This is a genomic window from Bradyrhizobium sp. CCBAU 11386 (assembly GCF_028128955.1).
GTDB lineage: Bacteria > Pseudomonadota > Alphaproteobacteria > Rhizobiales > Xanthobacteraceae > Bradyrhizobium.
Genome location: NZ_LBKA01000173.1, coordinates 1 through 18,760 on the forward strand (window position 1 = coordinate 1; position 18,760 = coordinate 18,760).

The following is an 18,760-nucleotide window of genomic DNA, read 5'->3' on the forward strand; positions in this document are numbered from 1 at the left end:
AGGATCTTCCAGGACCGCGAGGTCCCGCCGGCGTCCCATCTTCCTTCAGGAAGATGCCGACAACATGCAATCCGGGACCCATAACCACAGGGAGGAGTTTAGCGAAGATCAATAGTGACCCTTTCTTCGCCGGTACCTGGACTGCACTCCCTCGATAGATCACGCGGTATGGGTCCCCGCGTTCGCGGGGACGACACTGAGTGTGTGGTTCACGCTAAATACCCACAAACAAAAAGGGCGGCCTCGCGGCCGCCCTTTCGCATTTCCAACGATGCGAAATTACTCCGCCGCGAGCTTCACGTCCGGCGCGGCCGCGCGCACCTCGGCGTCGACCTGGGCTTCGAACTTGGCAAAGTTCTTCTGGAACATGCCGACCAGGCTACGTGCGGTCTTGTCGAACTCGTCCTTGTCCTTCCAGGTGTTGACCGGGTTGAGGATTTCGCTCGGCACGCCCGGCAGCGCGGTCGGGACCGCGAAGCCGAAATACTTGTCGGTGCGGAATTCGACGTTGCGAAGCGAACCGTCGAGGGCTGCGGTGAGCAGCGCGCGGGTCACCTTGATCGGCATGCGCGAGCCGACACCGTACTTGCCGCCGGTCCACCCCGTATTGACCAGCCAGCAGTCGACATTGTGCTGGGCGATCAGGTCGCGCAGCATGTTGCCGTAGACGGATGGGTCGAGCGGCAGGAAGGGCGAGCCGAAGCAGGTCGAGAATTCGGGCTGCGGCTCGTTGCCGAGACCGCGCTCGGTGCCCGCGACCTTGGCGGTGTAGCCGGAGAGGAAGTGATACATCGCCTGCGCCGGCGAGAGCTTTGCGATCGGCGGCAGCACGCCGAAGGCGTCGGCGGCGAGCATCACCACGTTCTTCGGCTGCGGCGCGCGGCCGGTGCGCGAAGCGTTCGGGATGAAGTCGAGCGGATAGGCCGAGCGGGTGTTCTCGGTCTTGGAGCCGTCGTCGAAGTCCACCACGCGGGTGTCCTCGTCGAGCACGCAGTTCTCGAGCACCGCGCCGAAGCGCGTCGAGGCGGCGTAGATCTCGGGCTCGGCTTCCTTCGACAGCTTGATGCACTTCGCATAGCAGCCGCCTTCGAAATTGAAGACGCCGTTGGGGCCCCAGCCGTGCTCGTCGTCACCGATCAGGGTGCGGTTCGGGTCGGCCGACAGCGTTGTCTTGCCGGTGCCTGACAGGCCGAAGAAGATCGCGGCATCGTCCTTGGCGCCGACATTGGCCGAGCAGTGCATCGGCATCACGCCGCGCTCGGGCAGATAGTAGTTCAGCGTGGTGAAGACCGACTTCTTCATCTCGCCGGCATAGTAGGAGCCGCCGATCAGCACGATCTTGCGGGCGAAGTCGATCGCGACGACGTTCTCCGAGCGCACGCCGTGGCGCTTCGGATCGGCGCGGAAGCTCGGCATGTCGATGATGGTGAGCTCGGGCGTGAAGGTCGACAGCTCGATCGCCTCGGGGCGGATCAGAAGCGTGCGGATGAACAGCGAGTGCCAGGCGAGCTCGGTGAACACGCGGGTCTTGATCCGGTAGGCCGGATCGGCGCCGCCGTAGAGGTCCTGCGCGAACAGGCTCTTGCCTTCGGCGTGCTTGAGGAAGTCCTGATAGAGCGCCTCGAACTGCTCCGCGGTGATCGACTGGTTGCCGGCCCACCACATCTTCTTGTCGGTGGTGGCGTCACGCACCGTGAACTTGTCCTTGGGGCTGCGGCCGGTGAACTCGCCGGTATCCGCGCAAAGCGCGCCGTCGGCAGACAGCACCGTTTCGCCCGCGGAGAGCGAGTATTGATAGAGTTGCGGCGCACCCAGGTTCCAGTGAATCTGCTTGAGCTTCTTTAAGCCGAATTTGTCGGCGCCGAAGGCACCGTTGCGCACGCCCGTCTCTTGCACGAAAAAATCCTCCTAGAACCCGCGACACATAGCGCGACCAAGTTTTGGCGCCATCGCAGTCACCGTGAATAACAGGTCCGGCCTCGGGTGGACGACCTAATACTGATGAACGCTGGCGTTGCCAAGCTGATCCCGCAGGATTTGGTTTATTCAAGGACCGCGCCAAACGTCGCGCATATCAGCTCTGAGCACGCGCATCAAAAAATCACGAATGATCGCGCAACCAAATGCGCGTTTCGGCGTTATCGGGGGTTATTGCGACGCACAATTCCCCGGCGCGGTCTATCGTATCTCACCCTCGCCGATCAGTGCGAACGGTCCCCACATCGCAGGATAGGCATTGCGCGGCGACGAGGCGTCGTCGAGATACGTCAACATGGCGCGGCGCAACGCTTCGGCACGGCCGATTTTTGGTTCGTTTTTGAGCAGAGCGAAAGTCGACGTGGTCAAGCGGGTGGCAGCTTCCGAATCCACTGCCCAATGCGACACCAGAAGCGCGCGGGCGCCGGCATAGAAGAACGAGCGCGCCAATCCCGACAGGGCCTCTGCGCCGGGCTTGTCGCCGGCGATGGTGTTGCAGGCCGACAGCACCACCCAATCCGCATTGAGCTTGAGCTGGGCGACTTCGCTCGCGGTGAGAAGACCGTCGTCGAGTTCGGAGGGCTGATCGGGAATGGAGAGCGCAAGCGAGGGCTCGCCCAGTCCCTTGACGTCGCCCGCAACGAGGCCGTGGGTGGCAAAGTAGATGATGCTGTATTGAGCAAGCGCTGCACGCTTGAGCGTCGTTTCGCTGGCATCGCGGCCGAGATGGATGTCGACCTCGCCTGCGCCGACATCCCTGGCCACCGCGTTCAGTTCGTCGGCAGTGTCAGGCAGTTGCGGCAGCGCTTGCGCAAGCCGCGCACGATCGACGCCGGCGCCGTGCCAGAAATCGGTATAGGCAATCGTCGCGATGCTGCGCGCGGCGAGCTTGCCGTTCGCTGCGCGACGATCGGCCGGCCCTTCGGCTGCGGGGTTGAACACGGGATCGCCGAAGCCGGTCATTGGCTTGACGCCCTGATCCTTGCGCGCAAAGGCCCGCAGCGATTTCAGGCTGATCACCGACGGCAGTACTGAGACGGCCTGACGCCGCAACAGCCAGGCGGCGTTGCGATAGCCTTCGAGCTTGTCCGGGATCGCAGCTTGCGGCTTCTCCGTGACGAGCAGATGAAACGGCAGTGCGGTCAGTGCAGCCGACGGCACCACCAGCAGGCTGCGCTTGTCTTTCGTCAGCGCTTCGACCGGGCCGAGCAGCGCGACATAGAGCTCATTGGCGAGCACGAGGTCGAACAGGCCGGATTTGCCGGACGCATCGTGTGCCTTGCCGACGTCGAGCCCTTTGCGGAACGCCGACACTTTCTGCGCCAGCGCGTCCGCGCCGAGCGGAATCTCCTTCCAGTCGACGCCCTCGCGCGTGATCGCGATGACATAGCCCCGCTTGTCCACGACGGAATAGATCGTCATCGCTTCATCGGCCGACAGCAACGGCTGGATGTCTTTCACACCGAGCGGCAGCGGATTGGAGAGCGAGGCATAGTCGGGAAACTCGACGGCGAGCGTCTTCTGCAACCCGGCGCGCTCGCTCGCGATCGCCGCGATCCGCGTGCGGCTGCGCTGCCCGGCCGCGACGTCGCGTTGCGCGGCTTGCTTGGACACCGCCGCGATGATCGCCTTGTCGAGCGCCTCGGCCTCGGCCGCGAGATCCTGCTCCTTGCGCACGAGCTCGGCGAGCCGGTCGCTGCCGGCCGCAAGCCGCACCGCGAGCTTGTTCACGGCGGAGGCGGCGGAAGATTGCGTGCCGCGCTGGATCGCGGCCAGCGCCTCGTCAAGCGCCTTGTCGTCCGGCAGGAGATGGTGCTGCCGCGCAGAAAACAGGATCGGCAGCACCACACGCAGCTGTGCGCGGCCGCTGCGAAGCGTCCTTTCCGCCAGCGGCAGGGCATCGGCGGTGCGGCCGGAGACGTAGAGGAAATAGGCAAGGTTGCTGGTCGAGGTCACGACGTCAGGATGATCCGGCCCCAGCGCGCGCTCGCGGATCGCAAGGGCGCGCCGGTAGAGCGGCTCGGCATCGGCATAACGCTGCTGGTGCTCGTAGAGCCCGGCGAGATTGTTCAGCGAACGCGCGACGTCGGGATGATCCGGCCCCAGCACCTTTTCGCGGATCGCGAGCGAGCGCTTGATCGGCGCCTCGGCATCGGCATCGCGGTTGAGGTCGCGATCGACCTGGCCGATGTTGTTCAGCACCGTGGCGACCGCGGGATGCTCGGGCCCGGCGGCCTTCTGATAGATCGCGAGCGCCCGCTGGAACAGCGGCTCGGCGTCCGCAAAATGCTCCTGCTTCACGTAGAGCGTGGCGAGATTGTTGAGCGCCTGGCCGACGTCGGGATGCTCGCGCGACAGCGCCTTTTCGCGAATGGCGAGCGCACGCTTGAACAGCGGCTCGGCTTCAGTGAAGCGGCCCTGCCGCTGATACAGCGCGGCGAGATTGCTCAGCTCGGGCGCGATCAAGGCGGTGTCGAGGCCGAGCGACTTCTCCATCAGCGCGATGGCGCGCTTGTAGATCGGCTCGGCCAGATCGTCGCGGCCCTGGCCGGCATAGACCTGACCGAGATTGTTGAGCGCGGCGGAGAGCTCGCGACCGTCGTTGCCCTTCTCCAGGCTCGCCACCATGGCCTGCGCCAAGGGCAGCGCTTCTGCATATTTGCCGGCCTGGTTGAGCGCGTTGATCCGCGCGCCCTGTGCGGCGAGATCGGCCTTCTGGGCAAGACCGGGCGAGGCAAGCGACGTGGTGATCGCGAGCGCCAGACCCGCGGCCAACGCCAAACGACGATGTGTCATGAACCCTCTCGCTGCCAATCCCGAACCGGTCACGGTGTTGGGTCGCAGCGATCGGCAGCGGCGTTCAATCTTGGCGCGGCTCCTCCGTCTTCGCGCGCGCTTCGCCAGCGAGGCGAACCAGCATCTTGCGGAGCGCCGTGCCATCGGTCACCCGCTCCGGAAACTCGAGCCGCAGCGCGGTCTGGCCGTCCTGCATGTCGAGGCCTTCAGGGTCACAGCCGGTGCAGCGCCAGTCGCCGGCGGCCGCGCCGAGCAGCCTAGTCGCGTAGAGGCCCATGGCGTCGCGGTGGTCGGCATTCATGTGCTCCACCGCGCCCTCCTCCGCCGCCAGCAGGTCCTCGGCGCCGCTGAGATCGGTGAGGAACTGCTCCGGCTTGAGGTCGACGATCCGGCCGAAGCCGGCCACCAGATGGGTTCCCGTGGGCCGAATCCTGAAGAACGAAAAGTCCTTGAACGAAACAAAGGCTTCCGCCGATGGGTGGGCATTCAGATACCGCCGCTGGAGCAGAACCGTCTCGGGGCCGGCCTGCTCCGCCCGGCCGGACAGCATGATCCGGGCGCCCTCCAGCGGATCGCCGGCGGCGCGCTCGTCCAGCATCAAGGAGACCCGGCCATCTGCCAGGATGTTCCTGGTGTGCACGGCCAACCCTGAAATCAGCAGGATGGGCGAGCCATCCGGGTGGCTCGCCAGATTGACCAGGGAACAATAGGGATCGCCGCTACCCACCATCAACGTCGCGAGAGCGCCCTGCCGCGACCGCCTGAGCAGCGATTTGGCGAGCTTTCCGGGGTCGAAATCGGGGGTCGGTTGCATGGGCTTTCTCGGTCAGGTGGTTGCAAAGGGGGTCTTTTTTCGGCTAAACGGGGGTCCGGTTATGGGTCGAGATGCGGCGAATCTGCCGTGTTTCGTGGAACTTGGTCACACTTCAGCCCAGCTTGCATTGCTCGGTGACAAAGTTCGAACGCCAAGTTCGGGACCCATGTATGCGGCGCATCACTGGATTGCTCGCCGTTTCAAGCCACGACCCAAACGGAAAGCAGAAAGCAGAGGCTCATGCCCACAATCGCTTTGGTCGACGACGACCGCAATATTCTCACATCCGTCTCGATCGCGCTGGAAGCCGAAGGCTACCGCATCATGACCTACACCGACGGCGCCTCCGCGCTTGACGGTTTTCGCACCACCCAGCCCGACCTTGCCATCCTCGACATCAAGATGCCGCGCATGGACGGCATGGAGACGCTGCGCCGTCTCAGGCAGAAATCCGACCTGCCGGTGATCTTCCTGACCTCCAAGGACGAAGAGATCGACGAGCTGTTCGGCCTCAAGATGGGCGCCGACGATTTCATCCGCAAACCGTTCTCGCAGCGGCTGCTGGTCGAGCGCGTCAAGGCGGTGCTGCGCCGCTCGGCGCCGAAGGACCCGACCGTCGCGCCGAAGGAGAACGACGCCAAGGCGCTCGACCGTGGCCTTTTGCGCATGGATCCGGAACGCCATACCTGCACCTGGAAGAACGAGCCGGTGACGCTGACCGTAACCGAATTCCTGATTCTCCAGGCGCTCGCGACCCGGCCCGGCGTGGTCAAGAGCCGCAATGCGCTGATGGACGCCGCCTATGACGATCAGGTCTATGTCGACGACCGCACCATCGACAGCCACATCAAGCGGCTGCGCAAGAAGTTCAAGGTAGTCGACAACGAGTTCGAGATGATCGAGACGCTGTACGGCGTCGGCTATCGTTTCAAGGAAGCCTGAGGCGGCAGGCGCCTTCACGAATGTCGGGAGCATCGCCGGTTCTCGTTCCATCGGAACCGGGATGGCTCTAGAATGCGGGGACCTTCGCACGAGCTGTCCTAACGCGGGCGTAAGCATTGCTGGACCGAACGCAGCCTGACCCGAACCAGAGCGCCGAGGATATCGCATCCGACGGCGTTCCGGAGCACGTTGCCGAAGACAAGCCGGCCGCGCAGGGCTGGCGGCCGCTGAACTGGCTGAAGCGCGCCGGGCAGTTCTTCTTCGCACTGTCCTTCTCGAGCCTGACCCGCCGCATCGTCTCGCTCAACCTCGCCGGCCTCGTCGCGCTGGTGGCAAGCATCCTGTACCTGTCGCAATTCCGCGCCGGCCTGATCGACGCGCGCGCGCAGAGCCTCCTGGTGCAGGCCGAAATCATCGCCGGCGCGATTGCGGCGTCCGCGACCGTGCAGACCAACGCCATCACCATCGATCCCGACCGGCTGCTCGACCTCAAGCCGGGCGAGACCTATGGCGGGTCGGACGACTATTCGCCGCTGGATTTTCCGATCAACCCGGAGCGCGTGGCGCCGGTGTTGCGCACGCTGATCTCACCGACCAAGACGCGCGCCCGCATCTACGATCCGAACGGCAGCCTGCTGGTCGACAGCCGCAGCCTCGATACCGTGGTGCGCCTGCCCCTGCCGTCGCTCTCCGCCGAGAAGCCCGGCATCGTCGAGCGCGGCATGGTCGCGGTACGCACCTGGCTGAACCGCGGCGACCTGCCGCTCTATCGCGAGCTCGGACCCGAGAACGGCAATGGCTATGCGGAAGTGGCCGATGCGCTCCATGGCGAGAAGCGCTCGATGGTGCGGGTCAATCCGCGCGGCGAGGTGATCGTCTCGGTCGCGGTCCCCGTGCTGCGCTCGCGCGCCATCCACGGCGCGCTGATGCTGTCCACCCAGGGCGACGACATCGACCAGATGGTCACCGCCGAACGCCTCGCCATCCTGAAGGTCGGCGGCGTCGCCGCCGCGGTCATGATCATGCTGTCGCTGCTGCTCGCCAGCACCATCGCCGGTCCCGTGCGCCGGCTCGCGGACAGCGCCGAGCGCGTCCGCCGCCGCATCAAGACCCGTGTCGAGATCCCCGACTTCACCCGCCGCCGCGACGAGATCGGCCATCTGTCCGGCGCGCTGCGCGACATGACCAATGCGCTCTACAGCCGCATCGAGGCGATCGAGATGTTCGCCGCCGACGTTGCGCACGAGCTGAAGAATCCGCTGACCTCGCTGCGCTCCGCGGTCGAGACGCTGCCGCTGGCGCGCAACGAGAACAGCCGCGCCCGCCTGCTCGAGGTGATCGAGCACGACGTCAAGCGGCTCGACCGCCTGATCTCGGACATCTCCGACGCCAGCCGGCTCGATGCCGAATTGCAGCGGCAGGACGCGGTTCCTGTCGATCTGCGCCGCCTGCTCGGCACGCTGGTCTCCGTCGCCAACGAAACCAAGCTCGGCCACGACGTCGCGGTCGAGGCGCGCTTCGAGGGTCGCGGGCCAAGCGACACGTTCGCCGTGACCGGCCACGACTCACGGCTCGGCCAGGTGGTCTCCAACCTTCTCTCCAACGCGCAATCCTTCTCGGAAGCCGGCAACAAGGTGCGCCTCACCTGCCGCCGCGTGCGCGGAGAGATCGAGATCGTCGTCGACGATGACGGTCCCGGCATTCGCGATGACGCGCTGGAGCGCATCTTCGAGCGCTTCTACACCGACCGTCCGCATCAGGGCTTTGGCCAGAACTCCGGCCTCGGCCTGTCGATCTCCAAGCAGATCGTCGATGCCCATGGCGGGCGGATCTGGGTGGAGAACCGCCCCGGCCCCACGGACGCCGACGGCGAGCCGACGGTTGCCGGCGCGCGCTTCGTGGTGAGGCTGCCGGCGCTATGAGCGACGGCGGGCCCAGCGTGCACGCCTCCGCGGTCAAGGTCGGGAATCTGGCAGTGCTGATCCGCGGACCGTCGGGCTCCGGCAAGTCGCGCCTTGCCTTCGATTTGATCATGGCGGGCCGCGCCGGCGTGGTCGAAAGGGCCGTTCTGGTCGGTGATGACCGTGTCCATCTGGCGACAGTCGGCGATGAAATTGAGGTCCGCCCCGCTCCGCCGCTGGCCGGCCTGATCGAAATCCGGGGCCTCGGAATCCGCCGCTGCGACTTCGTGGAGCATGCGACCGTCGGCCTCGTGGTCGATCTGGACGCCGCGGACGCGGAACGGCTGCCGCCGGCCGAATCCCTGAAAACAAGCATTTTAGGTGTCGAAATACCGCGAATCCCCGTTAGCCGCGACTTTTCGCCCCTCCCACTGGTTGTCGCGGCCTTGACCACTACCAAGAGTTCATCTTCCGTTAACCCTTCAGGCGATTGTTTGAAGGGAAATGGTAACCATATGAACCCCACTATCGCGACCGAATAGACCGGCGCAGCTCCCCTCATCCATCCGTCTAAGTTCAGGGAGATACGCAACATCCCCTCTTGCGCAGGGGCTCTGGATGGTCAAAGTGGCGCGTTCGTGCGGTGCACCAAAAGCGCCCGCGAGGAGTTTTCCGATGATTGGTCTAGTACTTGTGACCCACGGGCGCCTTGCCGACGAATTCAAGGCAGCGCTTGAACATGTCATGGGCCCACAAAAGCAAATCGAAGCGATCACGATCGGCGCTGAAGATGATTCCGATCTGTGCCGAAGCGACATCATCGAGGCGGTTAACCGCGTCGATTCCGGCGACGGCGTTGCGATCCTCACCGACATGTTCGGCGGCACGCCATCCAACCTGGCAATATCCTGCATGAGCCGACCGAAGGTCGAGGTGCTCGCGGGCATCAACCTTCCCATGCTGGTGAAGCTCGCCAAGGTGCGCGAGGAACGCGCGCTGCCCGACGCGATCGCGATGGCCCAGGAAGCGGGTCGCAAATACGTCACCATCGCCAGCCGCGTGCTCGCCGGCAAATGAGCGACGACGCGCCGCAAGCCGGGACGGGCGTGCCCGCGGGCGCGATCTCCAAGGAGCTTCTGATCATCAACAAGCGCGGCCTGCACGCCCGCGCCTCGGCGAAATTCGTCCAGGCGGTCGAGCGCTTCAACGCGCAGGTGTGGGTGACGCGCGGCGGCGAGACCGTCGGCGGCACCTCGATCATGGGCCTGATGATGCTCGCCGCAGGACCCGGCACGACGATCACGGTCGCTGCGGCTGGTGCGGATGCCGACGCCGCGCTCGCGGCGATCACCGAGCTCGTTGAAAGCAAGTTCAACGAGGAAGGGATTTAGCGCGCTCTCGCCACGTGCTCAGCGCCGTAGGGTGGGCAAAGGCGCGATGCGCCATGCCCACCATCTCTCGACAATCGCCACAGAAGTGGTGGGCACGCTTCGCTTTGCCCACCCTACGGCACCTCGGTCACTTCCCCGGCGGCGCGATGTAGATGTTCCAGCTCATCGACGGGCCGGCCTTGCCGTGGGTGAAGCGGCGCGTCGTCATCACCATGCGCTCGGCATTCGGCGCGGTCTCCGACACCCATTTCTCGAACGCCGGCAGGCGGCCGTCGGCCGGATCGAACACGCCGATGAAGCCGTATGTCTTGACGTCATCGCGCGAGATCAGCCCGGAATCCCAGGCTTCGATCGGCACGAGCGCGACCGGGTGGTCCGGGCTGTAGAACACCATCGGCTGGATCGATTCCATGGTGCCGGCGACGACCGCCCAGCGCGAGGCGAAGCGCGCGTGCCAGGCCTGCGTCAGCTCGCGGGCGAGGTCCGAGCGCGCGCCATAGGTCGCGGTGTTGCCGGCATTGGCGGCCATCTCGCGCGCGGCGATCCAGGGCGAGGCGGCGAGCGTCGCGACGCTCAGCACGAGCCAGATCGCGGTGATGTTGACCAGGGTCGCGCTCTGCACCCGCAGTGCGGGGATCGCGACCAGCGCCAAGGGCACCAGGAAGAACAGCGAGATGCCCCAATCGGTCTTCATGTAGACGCTGAAGGCGAGCGCGCCGAGCGGCGGGCCGACGGCGACGATGGTCTGGATGATCCAGACATTCAGCGCCTGCGAGAAATTGACGCCGGAATTGGCGCCGCGCGCCCAGGCGCGCGTGACGATGCGCAAGGGCGCGCGCAAGAGCAGCGTGAACCAATGCGGCACCAGCGCCATGGCGAGCGCAGCGAGCGCTACAGGAAGGGCCAGCAACGCGAAATTATGCAGGAAGTAGCCGGCCACGAGCTGATGCACGAGACTGGCGTCCTCGAGGCTGTAGGTATCGCCGGCATAGGTCAGCGGGACGAAATGCACGTCCGCCAGCCACACGATGTGCGGGATCATCGCCACCGCCATCGTCGCGACCGCCACCCACGGCGCCGGCGACAGCAGGAATTTCAAGCGCTCGGGATGGATCAGCGCGGCAAGGCCGATGGCGCCGATCATGGTCAGCACCCAGTATTTGGTCATCAGCGCCAGCGCGCCGGCGAGCCCGAACCAGATGCCGGACTGCCAGCTGCGTTTCTCGAAGGCGTTGAGATAGGCGAGCACGAGCAGCGGCAGGGTGACGAGCTGGAGCAGGTCCGGGTTGTACTTGAAGCCCTTGAAATTGAAGATCGGGTAGAGCGCGACCATCACCACGACCAGGAACGCGCGCCGCGCATCCACGACGCGCAAGCTCAGCAGCCAGCAGATCACCATGCCGACGCCGACCGTCGCCATGGCGAGCGCATAGGTCGCCCAGTCCGTCGCCGGGAACGCCTTGAACCAGAGGCCGGCGACCCAGCCCGACAGCGGCGGGTGCTTGCCGTACCCCCAGAGGAATTTCTGGCCCCAGCCATAGGCTTCCGCGACGTCCATGTGAACGTCCTGCGCTGCCTTGAGATTGATCAGGATGAAGGTCCAGAGCACCGCATGCAGGATCGCGAGCTGGATCACCAGCCACAGGCGGGCCTCCGGCCGGACCGCGCTAGCAACCAGCCAGGCCCGGAAGCGGTTGAAACTCACCCGGGTCTTCGCGCGGGCTCGGGCAGATGGGATTGAGGTCGTCGACATCAACCGTTGCGTAGCGCGTTTTGGGCTACCGTGGAATCAGCTTGGCGTGAAGAAAGGCCCTGAAAATACAGCAATATGGTTGCCGCACGGGGATGTGAGTGGTATCCCGCGCCCATGACGACCGTCCCCATTTCCAACATCCGCAATTTCTCCATCGTCGCCCATATCGACCATGGCAAATCGACGCTGGCCGATCGCCTGATCCAGATGACCGGCGGCCTGTCCGACCGTGAAATGGCGGGCAAGGAGCAGGTGCTCGATTCCATGGACATCGAGCGCGAGCGCGGCATCACCATCAAGGCGCAGACGGTCCGGCTCGCCTACCGCGCCAAGGACGGCAAGGACTACATCTTCAACCTGATGGACACGCCCGGCCATGTCGACTTCGCCTACGAAGTCTCGCGGTCGCTGGCGGCCTGCGAGGGTTCCCTGCTGGTGGTCGACGCCAGCCAGGGCGTCGAAGCGCAGACGCTTGCCAACGTCTACCAGGCGCTCGACAACAATCACGAGATCGTTCCGGTCCTGAACAAGGTCGATCTTCCGGCCGCCGAACCCGAGAAGGTCAAGCAGCAGATCGAGGACGTCATCGGCATCGACGCCTCCGACGCCGTGATGATCTCGGCCAAGACCGGCCTCGGTGTTCCCGACGTGCTGGAAGCCATCGTCACCCGCCTGCCGCCGCCGAAGGGCGACCGCGACGCGACCTTGAAGGCGCTGCTGGTCGACAGCTGGTACGACGTCTATCTCGGCGTGGTCGTGCTGATCCGCGTCGTCGACGGCGTCATGAAGAAGGGCCAGCGCGTGCGCATGATGGGCACGGGCGCCGCCTACGACGTCGAGCGTGTCGGCTTCTTCACCCCGAAGATGACGCAGGTCGACGAGCTCGGCCCCGGCGAGATCGGCTTCATCACCGCCGCGATCAAGGAAGTCGCCGACACCCGCGTCGGCGACACCATCACCGACGACAGGAAGCCTGTCACCGAAATGCTGCCGGGCTTCAAGCCGGCCATCCCCGTGGTGTTCTGCGGCCTGTTCCCGGTCGACGCCGACGATTTCGAGACGCTGCGCGCCGCGATGGGCAAGCTGCGTCTCAACGACGCCAGCTTCTCGTTCGAGATGGAAACCTCGGCAGCGCTCGGCTTCGGCTTCCGCTGCGGCTTCCTCGGCCTGTTGCATCTGGAGATCATTCAGGAGCGGCTGTCGCGCGAATTCGATCTCAACCTGATCGCGACCGCGCCGAGCGTCATCTACAAGATGAAGCTGACCGACGGCACCGAGCTCGAGATCCACAATCCCGTCGACATGCCCGACGTGGTCAAGATCGAGGAGATCCAGGAGCCCTGGATCGAGGCGACGATCCTCACCCCGGACGAATATCTCGGCAGCGTGCTGAAGCTGTGCCAGGACCGCCGCGGCTCGCAGAAGGAGCTGACCTATGTCGGCGCCCGCGCGATGGTGAAATACGATCTGCCGCTCAACGAGGTCGTGTTCGACTTCTACGACCGGCTGAAATCGGTCTCCAAGGGCTACGCCTCGTTCGACTATCATCTCACCGACTACAAGCCGGCCGACCTCGTCAAGATGCAGATCCTGGTCAATGCCGAGCCGGTCGACGCGCTCTCGATGCTGGTGCATCGCACCCGCGCGGAAGGCCGCGGCCGCGCCATGGTCGAGAAGATGAAGGAGCTGATCCCGCCGCACATGTTCCAGATCCCGATCCAGGCGGCGATCGGCGGCAAGGTGATCGCCCGCGAGACGGTGCGCGCCCTGCGCAAGGACGTCACCGCGAAGTGCTACGGCGGCGACATCACGCGTAAGCGCAAGCTTCTGGAAAAGCAGAAGGAAGGCAAGAAGAAGATGCGGCAGTTCGGCAAGGTCGACATCCCGCAGGAAGCCTTCATTGCCGCGCTGAAGGTGGATAGCTGAGGCGAACGGGCCAGGGCTTTCACGGATACATCAGCCGCCGTCATGCCCGGGCTCGTCCCGGGCATCCACGTTCCTGGTGCCGCTGAGAAGCCGTGGATGGCCGGGTCAAGCCCGGCCATGACGACGAAGGCAAGACCAGATCTCGTGACGAGATCGGTCCGGACCGAGGCTTTTGCGACCGGACAACAAAAACCGCGAAAACAACCCCATGCACAGTAGCCGGCCCCTTGCCGGCATTGGGGTTTTTCGAGTTTTCGATTTTACGAAATTCGTTTGACCCGTCGGGCAAAACAGGGGCATGATGGCATCATGGCAGCGGGTGTGCAGCAGGCGCTCATCAGGGCGCACCATCTCGACCGCCGGCCGATCGGCAGCCTCTGATTTCGATATCCAGGCATCACGTCGGTGACGGCTTACGTCGGCTCCTGGCCCGTAAACCGACCTGCCAAGTGCTTCTCCTCGAAAACCGCTTCTGACCCATAGCAGCCCTCGACACTGAGCGTCTTGCCTCTGGGAAGCGGAGCCACATAGCAGACCAATGCCAGGCAGTATTGTTGACTGGGTCTCGATGCTGTGCGCGATGCGGTCAGGATCGCGGCCCATCGCGCAATCTTGAACGCGATACGGGCACGCTGGCACCCGGCGCGTATCTGCTGCGGTCCACAGGTGGTTCACCCAGCGTCTCCAACGACGCACGACTTGAACGAAATCAGGGCATTGCAGGACGGACTGTGTTGATAGCGGTGCGCTCAATCGGGCAGACCGGCCATGCGGAGGCCACCTAGATAGTGCGCGAAGTTTGCCGTGTCGCCGAACAGGTGGGTTTCTCGCACAAATGCAATTGAAGTGTTTGGACGCTTGACCTGCAATTGTTGGATGCAGTTCCTGGCCTCGTCGAGCCTGCCAAGCTGGGCCAGAGCCGCGATCAGTACGGTGTACCGCGACCATTGGAAATTCGGCTGCTGCAGCGCGCGCCGTGCCCATTCGGCGGCTTCCTCGTAGCGCTTCAGAAAATACGCGGCATCAGCGAGTCGCACCAGGAATGATCCCATGTTTGGATCATGCGGACTGAGCCGTATCGCCGCTGTCAGATAGGGGATGCCCTCCTCTGCGCGTCCCGAGAATACGAGCGTCGCACCCAGACCGTAATGTGCGAGTGCTAGTGAAGGGTTCAGCTCCAATGCTGTCTTCAGTTCCCGGAATGCAGCGTCGTATGCGCGGCGCATATAGTAGGCCCGCCCCAACGTACAGTGCGCGCCAGCATCCTCGGCATCGAGCACCACTGCCCGCAGCGCGGGTGCGAGTGCCTTCTCGCGATTGTCCGAAATGGAATCTGCGAAGCCGTAGACACCCTCGTAGTAATAGGTCTCGGCGAGCCCGGAATGTGCGGGCCCGAGCTGCGGGTCCCTCGCGATTGCCTGTGCAAAATACTGCCGCGCGCGCTGCAGGTCGTCCTTGGTGTACTCATAAAGGTGCGACATGCCGCGCTGGTAGAGATCCCACGCGTCGAGATTATCCGGACGCTTGCCAGCCGAGCGCCGGCGCTCGACCTTTCCGAGCTCCGGCTCGACCGCGCCGATGATTGTCTCCGTGATCTCGTCCTGCATGGCGAATATGTCGGATAGTTCGCGATCGTAGCGCTTCGCCCAAAGCTGTCTTCCGGAGGTTCCCTCCGCTAGCTGTGCGCTGATCCGGACGCGCTCGCCAACCTTGCGTACGCTGCCCTCGAGCACATAGCGCACGCCGAGTTCGTGCGCGACCTGCTTAACGTCGGTCGAGCGCCCCTTGTAAGCAAAGGACGAGTTCCGCGCTATTACGAAGAGCCAGCGCGCGCGAGAGAGCCCTGTGATAATATCCTCGGTCATGCCGTCGGCGAAATAATCCTGCTCGGGATCGCCGCTCATGTTGGCGAACGGCAAGACAACGATCGAAGGCTTGTCGGGAAGCTCCAAGGCCGGTCGTGACCGCGCTGCTTCGCCGCTGAGCCGCACCCGATAGACCCGCACCGGCCAGGCGATGTTCTTGAGCTGCTGTTCGCCTGCATCCTCGAAGGCGATACCGAGCTTGCCTCGCGCATCTTCCTGCACCCGGCCCGAAACGCAGATCCCACCCGGTTCCGCGAGACCCTCCAGACGGGCCGCCACATTCACGCCGTCGCCGAAAATGTCACCTCGATCGATGATGATGTCGCCGACATTGATGCCAATCCGGAACTCGATGCGCTTCTCATCTGGCACCCCGGCATTGCGCTCGGCCATCCCGCGCTGGACATCAAGAGCGCAGCGCACTGCGTCCACTACGCTGCCAAACTCAGCCAGCAGCCCATCGCCGGTGTTCTTGACAACACGGCCGCGGTGTTCGGCGATCTTGGGATTGACGAGGGTGCGTAGATGGTCCTGGAGCTGGACGTGCGTGCTCTCTTCATCCACACCGGTCAGCCAGCTGTAGCCAGCCACATCGGCTGCCAAAATGGCGGTGAGCCGACGCTCGACGCGCTCACTGGCCAAGGCACGCCTCCGGAGATAGGTCGAAGACAGTCTACGCCTGCCGGTTCCGAGAACCAAGTGATGGGTGTTTGGCAGCCACTGCGCCCAGCGCCGTGAAGCACCTCCATGGCTGATCATGTCCGGACGTGGCCGGCCCTTCGCGGACCTGAACCGCGGATCCTGTGATGTCCGCTCACAGTGGCAGAGCAGACCATCTACCATGGACCCGCCGACTTCCGAGTGTAACCCGAAGCAGACGTCAGCGAGCAAGATTTCAAAACGGCAGCGGCTCTGTCCTTGGTCGGCCCTCTGAAGTCAACGCCGTGCAGCAGTCAACAGCAGTTCGTTTGGACCTTCCCACCCGGCGCCTGTTTCGAACGGCTTCAGCTTCTCCTCGATTTCGGCCCATGCCGCCTCTCTCTTCGGAGGTTCCAGGCGCTCTAGAATCTGAATGATCGGCGCCGCAGAGGTCTTGATAAAATCGAGATAGTCCTTCACCGCGGGGAGCCGAAATGGTGCTGCCACTTTCGTGGTTGCGATCTGACTGAACCCAGCTTTCTGAAAGAGTTCATCGATCAAACCAGGTTTGCCCAGACTGAGAAGCCCGCCGGGTTGATACGGATCAGGCGGCGGCAGACCGGCGTGTTTTAGCGCGGTCGACATCAAAATCGCGACGCAGGGATTGGTTTGGGGCGTTGAGAACACCATGGTGCAAACGCCCCCACCCGGCTTGACCGCCCGCAACATTTCCCGCAGGCCCTGCAAGGGGTCGCTGAACAACATCAGACCGAGCCGGCAGATGACCGCATCGAAACTGACGTCTTCGACCTGAAGGTTCTCACCTTCCGATACGCGGGTCTTGATGTTCCGGTAGCCCGCCGCCGCAGCCTGCCGGCTTGCGTACAGCAGAATGTCCGGCGACAGGTCCGTCGCGAGCACAGAGCCGTCTCGTCCCACTCGTTCTGCGATGTCGAGGGTCTGATCGCCGGCGCCTGCGGCCACGTCGAGGACATGGGAGTCGGCTTTGATGTCGGCCATGCCCAGCATTGCCTGCGTCGCGCCATGGAGCCAGGGCCGGATCACTGCACCGCTGTCGTTCCAGCCCCTCGCCTGCTTGTTCCACTGTTCCCGGATGGCGTCCTTAGTCGCGGGGCTATTGTTGAGTACAGCGGACATAAGTCGCTCCCTTAATTGAACAAGCAAAGCGCTGCCTGAAGCAGTCGGCGTGGCCCGCGATCCAGCCACTTTGCCTTCCCGGCGTCTCAGAGCAGCCAACCCATGGCGTCGCTGCTGAAGCTGCCAAACCCGCCATGTAGCTCGTGCACAAAGCTGCTCACGTCCTGGCCCGGCGGCAGAATGGGAGGGCCATTAACTGCCGCATGGACAAATTCGCTGACAAAGTGGCCCTGCGGCAGAATGGGAGGACCCTGGGCCTCGACAGGATTGCCCGGGTTGAACGCGTGCACAAAGCTGCTCACCTCCTGGCCTTGCGGCAGAATGGGAGGACCGTTTACCGCCGCATGGACAAATTGGCTGACCAAGCCACCGAAATGGAAATTGGAATCTAGCATGACGATTTCCCTTCTTTGAAAGTCCGAGTGCCCGTTGTCAATTTTCACGCAGTATGTGCATCTGATGTTCTCCATCGCCACTGGCGGGTTCGAGGACCGGCTCCGGACGTTCGAAGCCCGGAAAGCCTATGCAGGCGCGAGCGATTGCGGGAGCCGCAAGATTGCGAAACCGGGAGGCAAAAGTGCATAATCGCACAATGTTCGATTGGAACGATCTAAAATACCTTTTGGCGGTCGCACGTCATCACAGCACGAACGCGGCCGGAAAGGCGCTCGGTCTCAGCCAATCGACGGTCCATCGCAGGCTCGCCGAGTTGGAGCGGCGGCTCGGGTGCCAACTGGTGACGCGTCAAACTACCGGCTATCGCCTCACCGAATTTGGCGAGCAGTTGCTGCCCTATGCCGAGCGCATCGACGCCGCCGTGACCGACTTCGAGCGCCAAGTCACCGGCGCCGCTAGTGACGTGTCCGGAGTTGTTCGGGTGACCTGTCCCGAACCGATTGTTTTTCGGATAACTCAGTCGAAGCTCATTGAGCGCTTCCATGCCCGCTACCCGAAGCTGCGCGTTGAATTCGTCACGAGCGACCGGTATCTCGATCTTACAAAAGGCGAGGCGGATGTTGCGTTCCGGTCGGGCGATACCGACGATGAGCTTGTTGGACGCAAGATTGCGGACTCAATCTGGGCGGTCTATGCGAGCCGCGCCTATATCGACCGTTACGGCAAGCCGGAGCTAGTTGAGGACTTGTCGCTTCACCCGCTGGTCGGCTTCGACGAAGCGCTCAGCAATCACCGCACGGCCAAATGGCTCAAGCAGGTTGCACCGGACGCCAAGATGGCGGCGCGCAATAACAGTGTGCTCGGCCTTGTCTATGCGGTGAAGTCCGGCATCGGCGTTGGCCCGCTCCCAACGGCGCTGGGTGACGCCGAACTGGACCTCGTGCGCGTGCTGGGACCCATTCCGGAACTGGCGAGAAGCTGGCGCCTGCTGACGCATCCCGACCTCAGGCGCACCCCCCGGATATCGGCATTCTTCGACTTCATCGCAGAAGAGCGTGAGGCTTTGAAATCGATTCTGACAGGATAACCCCAAAGCCGAAATGGACTTTCGCGGTCCGCCATTCGTGGGCGATCTGCGATGGGATATGTGATCGAGCGAATGCTATCTGTCGGACTTGGTAGAGTCGTGGGGGAGTCCGCTT

14 protein-coding genes are annotated in these 18,760 nt (G+C 63.9%); 7 read left to right on the forward strand and 7 right to left on the reverse strand.

Annotated elements, in window-relative coordinates:
- Window positions 1-279 precede the first annotated feature (279 nt).
- The 3 genes from XI09_RS11345 to XI09_RS11355 all read right to left on the reverse strand — a co-directional run bounded on the left by XI09_RS11345 (window position 280) and on the right by XI09_RS11355 (window position 5,587).
- Complete coding sequence (locus XI09_RS11345) at window positions 280-1,896, reverse strand: phosphoenolpyruvate carboxykinase (RefSeq protein ID WP_271566913.1); 1,617 nt, start codon at window positions 1,894-1,896, stop codon at window positions 280-282.
- 282 nt (window positions 1,897-2,178) lie between these two features.
- Window positions 2,179-4,773, reverse strand: a complete 2,595-nt coding sequence (locus tag XI09_RS11350) for a CHAT domain-containing tetratricopeptide repeat protein (RefSeq protein ID WP_271566914.1) — start codon at window positions 4,771-4,773, stop codon at window positions 2,179-2,181.
- Window positions 4,774-4,837: 64 nt separating this feature from the next.
- The gene (locus XI09_RS11355) at window positions 4,838-5,587 is read right to left on the reverse strand and encodes a HugZ family pyridoxamine 5'-phosphate oxidase (RefSeq protein WP_271566915.1); all 750 of its coding nucleotides are present in this window, start codon (window positions 5,585-5,587) and stop codon (window positions 4,838-4,840) included.
- A 240-nt stretch (window positions 5,588-5,827) separates the two neighbouring features.
- On the opposite strand from XI09_RS11355, the gene XI09_RS11360 reads away from it, so the two are divergent.
- The 5 genes from XI09_RS11360 to XI09_RS11380 all read left to right on the forward strand — a co-directional run bounded on the left by XI09_RS11360 (window position 5,828) and on the right by XI09_RS11380 (window position 9,821).
- On the forward strand, window positions 5,828-6,529 hold the full coding sequence (locus tag XI09_RS11360; protein WP_008542552.1) for a response regulator transcription factor: 702 nt from the start codon (window positions 5,828-5,830) through the stop codon (window positions 6,527-6,529).
- 116 nt (window positions 6,530-6,645) lie between these two features.
- Entirely contained in the window at window positions 6,646-8,451 is a 1,806-nt protein-coding gene (locus XI09_RS11365) for a sensor histidine kinase (RefSeq protein WP_271566916.1), read from the forward strand.
- Complete coding sequence (locus XI09_RS11370) at window positions 8,448-8,972, forward strand: HPr kinase/phosphorylase (protein WP_271566917.1); 525 nt, start codon at window positions 8,448-8,450, stop codon at window positions 8,970-8,972. Before XI09_RS11365 ends, XI09_RS11370 begins: the two co-directional genes overlap by 4 nt.
- 133 nt (window positions 8,973-9,105) lie before the next feature.
- The gene (locus XI09_RS11375; RefSeq protein ID WP_011090868.1) at window positions 9,106-9,507 is read left to right on the forward strand and encodes a PTS sugar transporter subunit IIA; all 402 of its coding nucleotides are present in this window, start codon (window positions 9,106-9,108) and stop codon (window positions 9,505-9,507) included.
- The gene (locus tag XI09_RS11380) at window positions 9,504-9,821 is read left to right on the forward strand and encodes an HPr family phosphocarrier protein (RefSeq protein ID WP_027547512.1); all 318 of its coding nucleotides are present in this window, start codon (window positions 9,504-9,506) and stop codon (window positions 9,819-9,821) included. Before XI09_RS11375 ends, XI09_RS11380 begins: the two co-directional genes overlap by 4 nt.
- Before the next feature lie 127 nt (window positions 9,822-9,948).
- Here the strand turns inward: XI09_RS11380 and XI09_RS11385 are convergent, their stop codons facing one another.
- Window positions 9,949-11,574, reverse strand: a complete 1,626-nt coding sequence (locus XI09_RS11385; protein WP_271566918.1) for a glycosyltransferase family 39 protein — start codon at window positions 11,572-11,574, stop codon at window positions 9,949-9,951.
- A gap of 114 nt (window positions 11,575-11,688) precedes the next feature.
- Here XI09_RS11385 and lepA point away from each other — a divergent pair, with 114 nt between their 5' ends.
- On the forward strand, window positions 11,689-13,500 hold the full coding sequence (lepA, locus tag XI09_RS11390) for a translation elongation factor 4 (RefSeq protein WP_271566919.1): 1,812 nt from the start codon (window positions 11,689-11,691) through the stop codon (window positions 13,498-13,500).
- A 749-nt stretch (window positions 13,501-14,249) separates the two neighbouring features.
- Here lepA and XI09_RS11395 read toward each other — a convergent pair.
- From XI09_RS11395 to XI09_RS11405, 3 genes are all read right to left on the reverse strand, one after another.
- Window positions 14,250-16,007, reverse strand: a complete 1,758-nt coding sequence (locus tag XI09_RS11395) for an adenylate/guanylate cyclase domain-containing protein (RefSeq protein ID WP_271566920.1) — start codon at window positions 16,005-16,007, stop codon at window positions 14,250-14,252.
- Between the two features lie 294 nt (window positions 16,008-16,301).
- Window positions 16,302-17,162, reverse strand: a complete 861-nt coding sequence (locus tag XI09_RS11400) for a class I SAM-dependent methyltransferase (protein ID WP_271566921.1) — start codon at window positions 17,160-17,162, stop codon at window positions 16,302-16,304.
- An 86-nt stretch (window positions 17,163-17,248) separates the two neighbouring features.
- Window positions 17,249-17,557 (reverse strand): hypothetical protein, encoded by a 309-nt coding sequence (locus XI09_RS11405; protein ID WP_271566922.1) that lies wholly within the window; start codon window positions 17,555-17,557, stop codon window positions 17,249-17,251.
- Window positions 17,558-17,739: 182 nt separating this feature from the next.
- On the opposite strand from XI09_RS11405, the gene XI09_RS11410 reads away from it, so the two are divergent.
- On the forward strand, window positions 17,740-18,645 hold the full coding sequence (locus XI09_RS11410; protein WP_271566923.1) for a LysR family transcriptional regulator: 906 nt from the start codon (window positions 17,740-17,742) through the stop codon (window positions 18,643-18,645).
- Window positions 18,646-18,760: the final 115 nt, after the last annotated feature.

Coding starts and splice junctions, on each gene's coding strand:
- XI09_RS11350 (WP_271566914.1), bottom strand. CDS start 4,773: ATGACACATCGTCGTTTGGCGTTGGCCGCGGGTCTGGCGCTCGCGATC.
- XI09_RS11355 (WP_271566915.1), bottom strand. CDS start 5,587: ATGCAACCGACCCCCGATTTCGACCCCGGAAAGCTCGCCAAATCGCTG.
- XI09_RS11360 (WP_008542552.1), top strand. CDS start 5,828: ATGCCCACAATCGCTTTGGTCGACGACGACCGCAATATTCTCACATCC.
- XI09_RS11370 (WP_271566917.1), top strand. CDS start 8,448: ATGAGCGACGGCGGGCCCAGCGTGCACGCCTCCGCGGTCAAGGTCGGG.
- XI09_RS11375 (WP_011090868.1), top strand. CDS start 9,106: ATGATTGGTCTAGTACTTGTGACCCACGGGCGCCTTGCCGACGAATTC.
- XI09_RS11380 (WP_027547512.1), top strand. CDS start 9,504: ATGAGCGACGACGCGCCGCAAGCCGGGACGGGCGTGCCCGCGGGCGCG.
- XI09_RS11385 (WP_271566918.1), bottom strand. CDS start 11,574: ATGTCGACGACCTCAATCCCATCTGCCCGAGCCCGCGCGAAGACCCGG.
- lepA (WP_271566919.1), top strand. CDS start 11,689: ATGACGACCGTCCCCATTTCCAACATCCGCAATTTCTCCATCGTCGCC.
- XI09_RS11400 (WP_271566921.1), bottom strand. CDS start 17,162: ATGTCCGCTGTACTCAACAATAGCCCCGCGACTAAGGACGCCATCCGG.
- XI09_RS11405 (WP_271566922.1), bottom strand. CDS start 17,557: ATGCTAGATTCCAATTTCCATTTCGGTGGCTTGGTCAGCCAATTTGTC.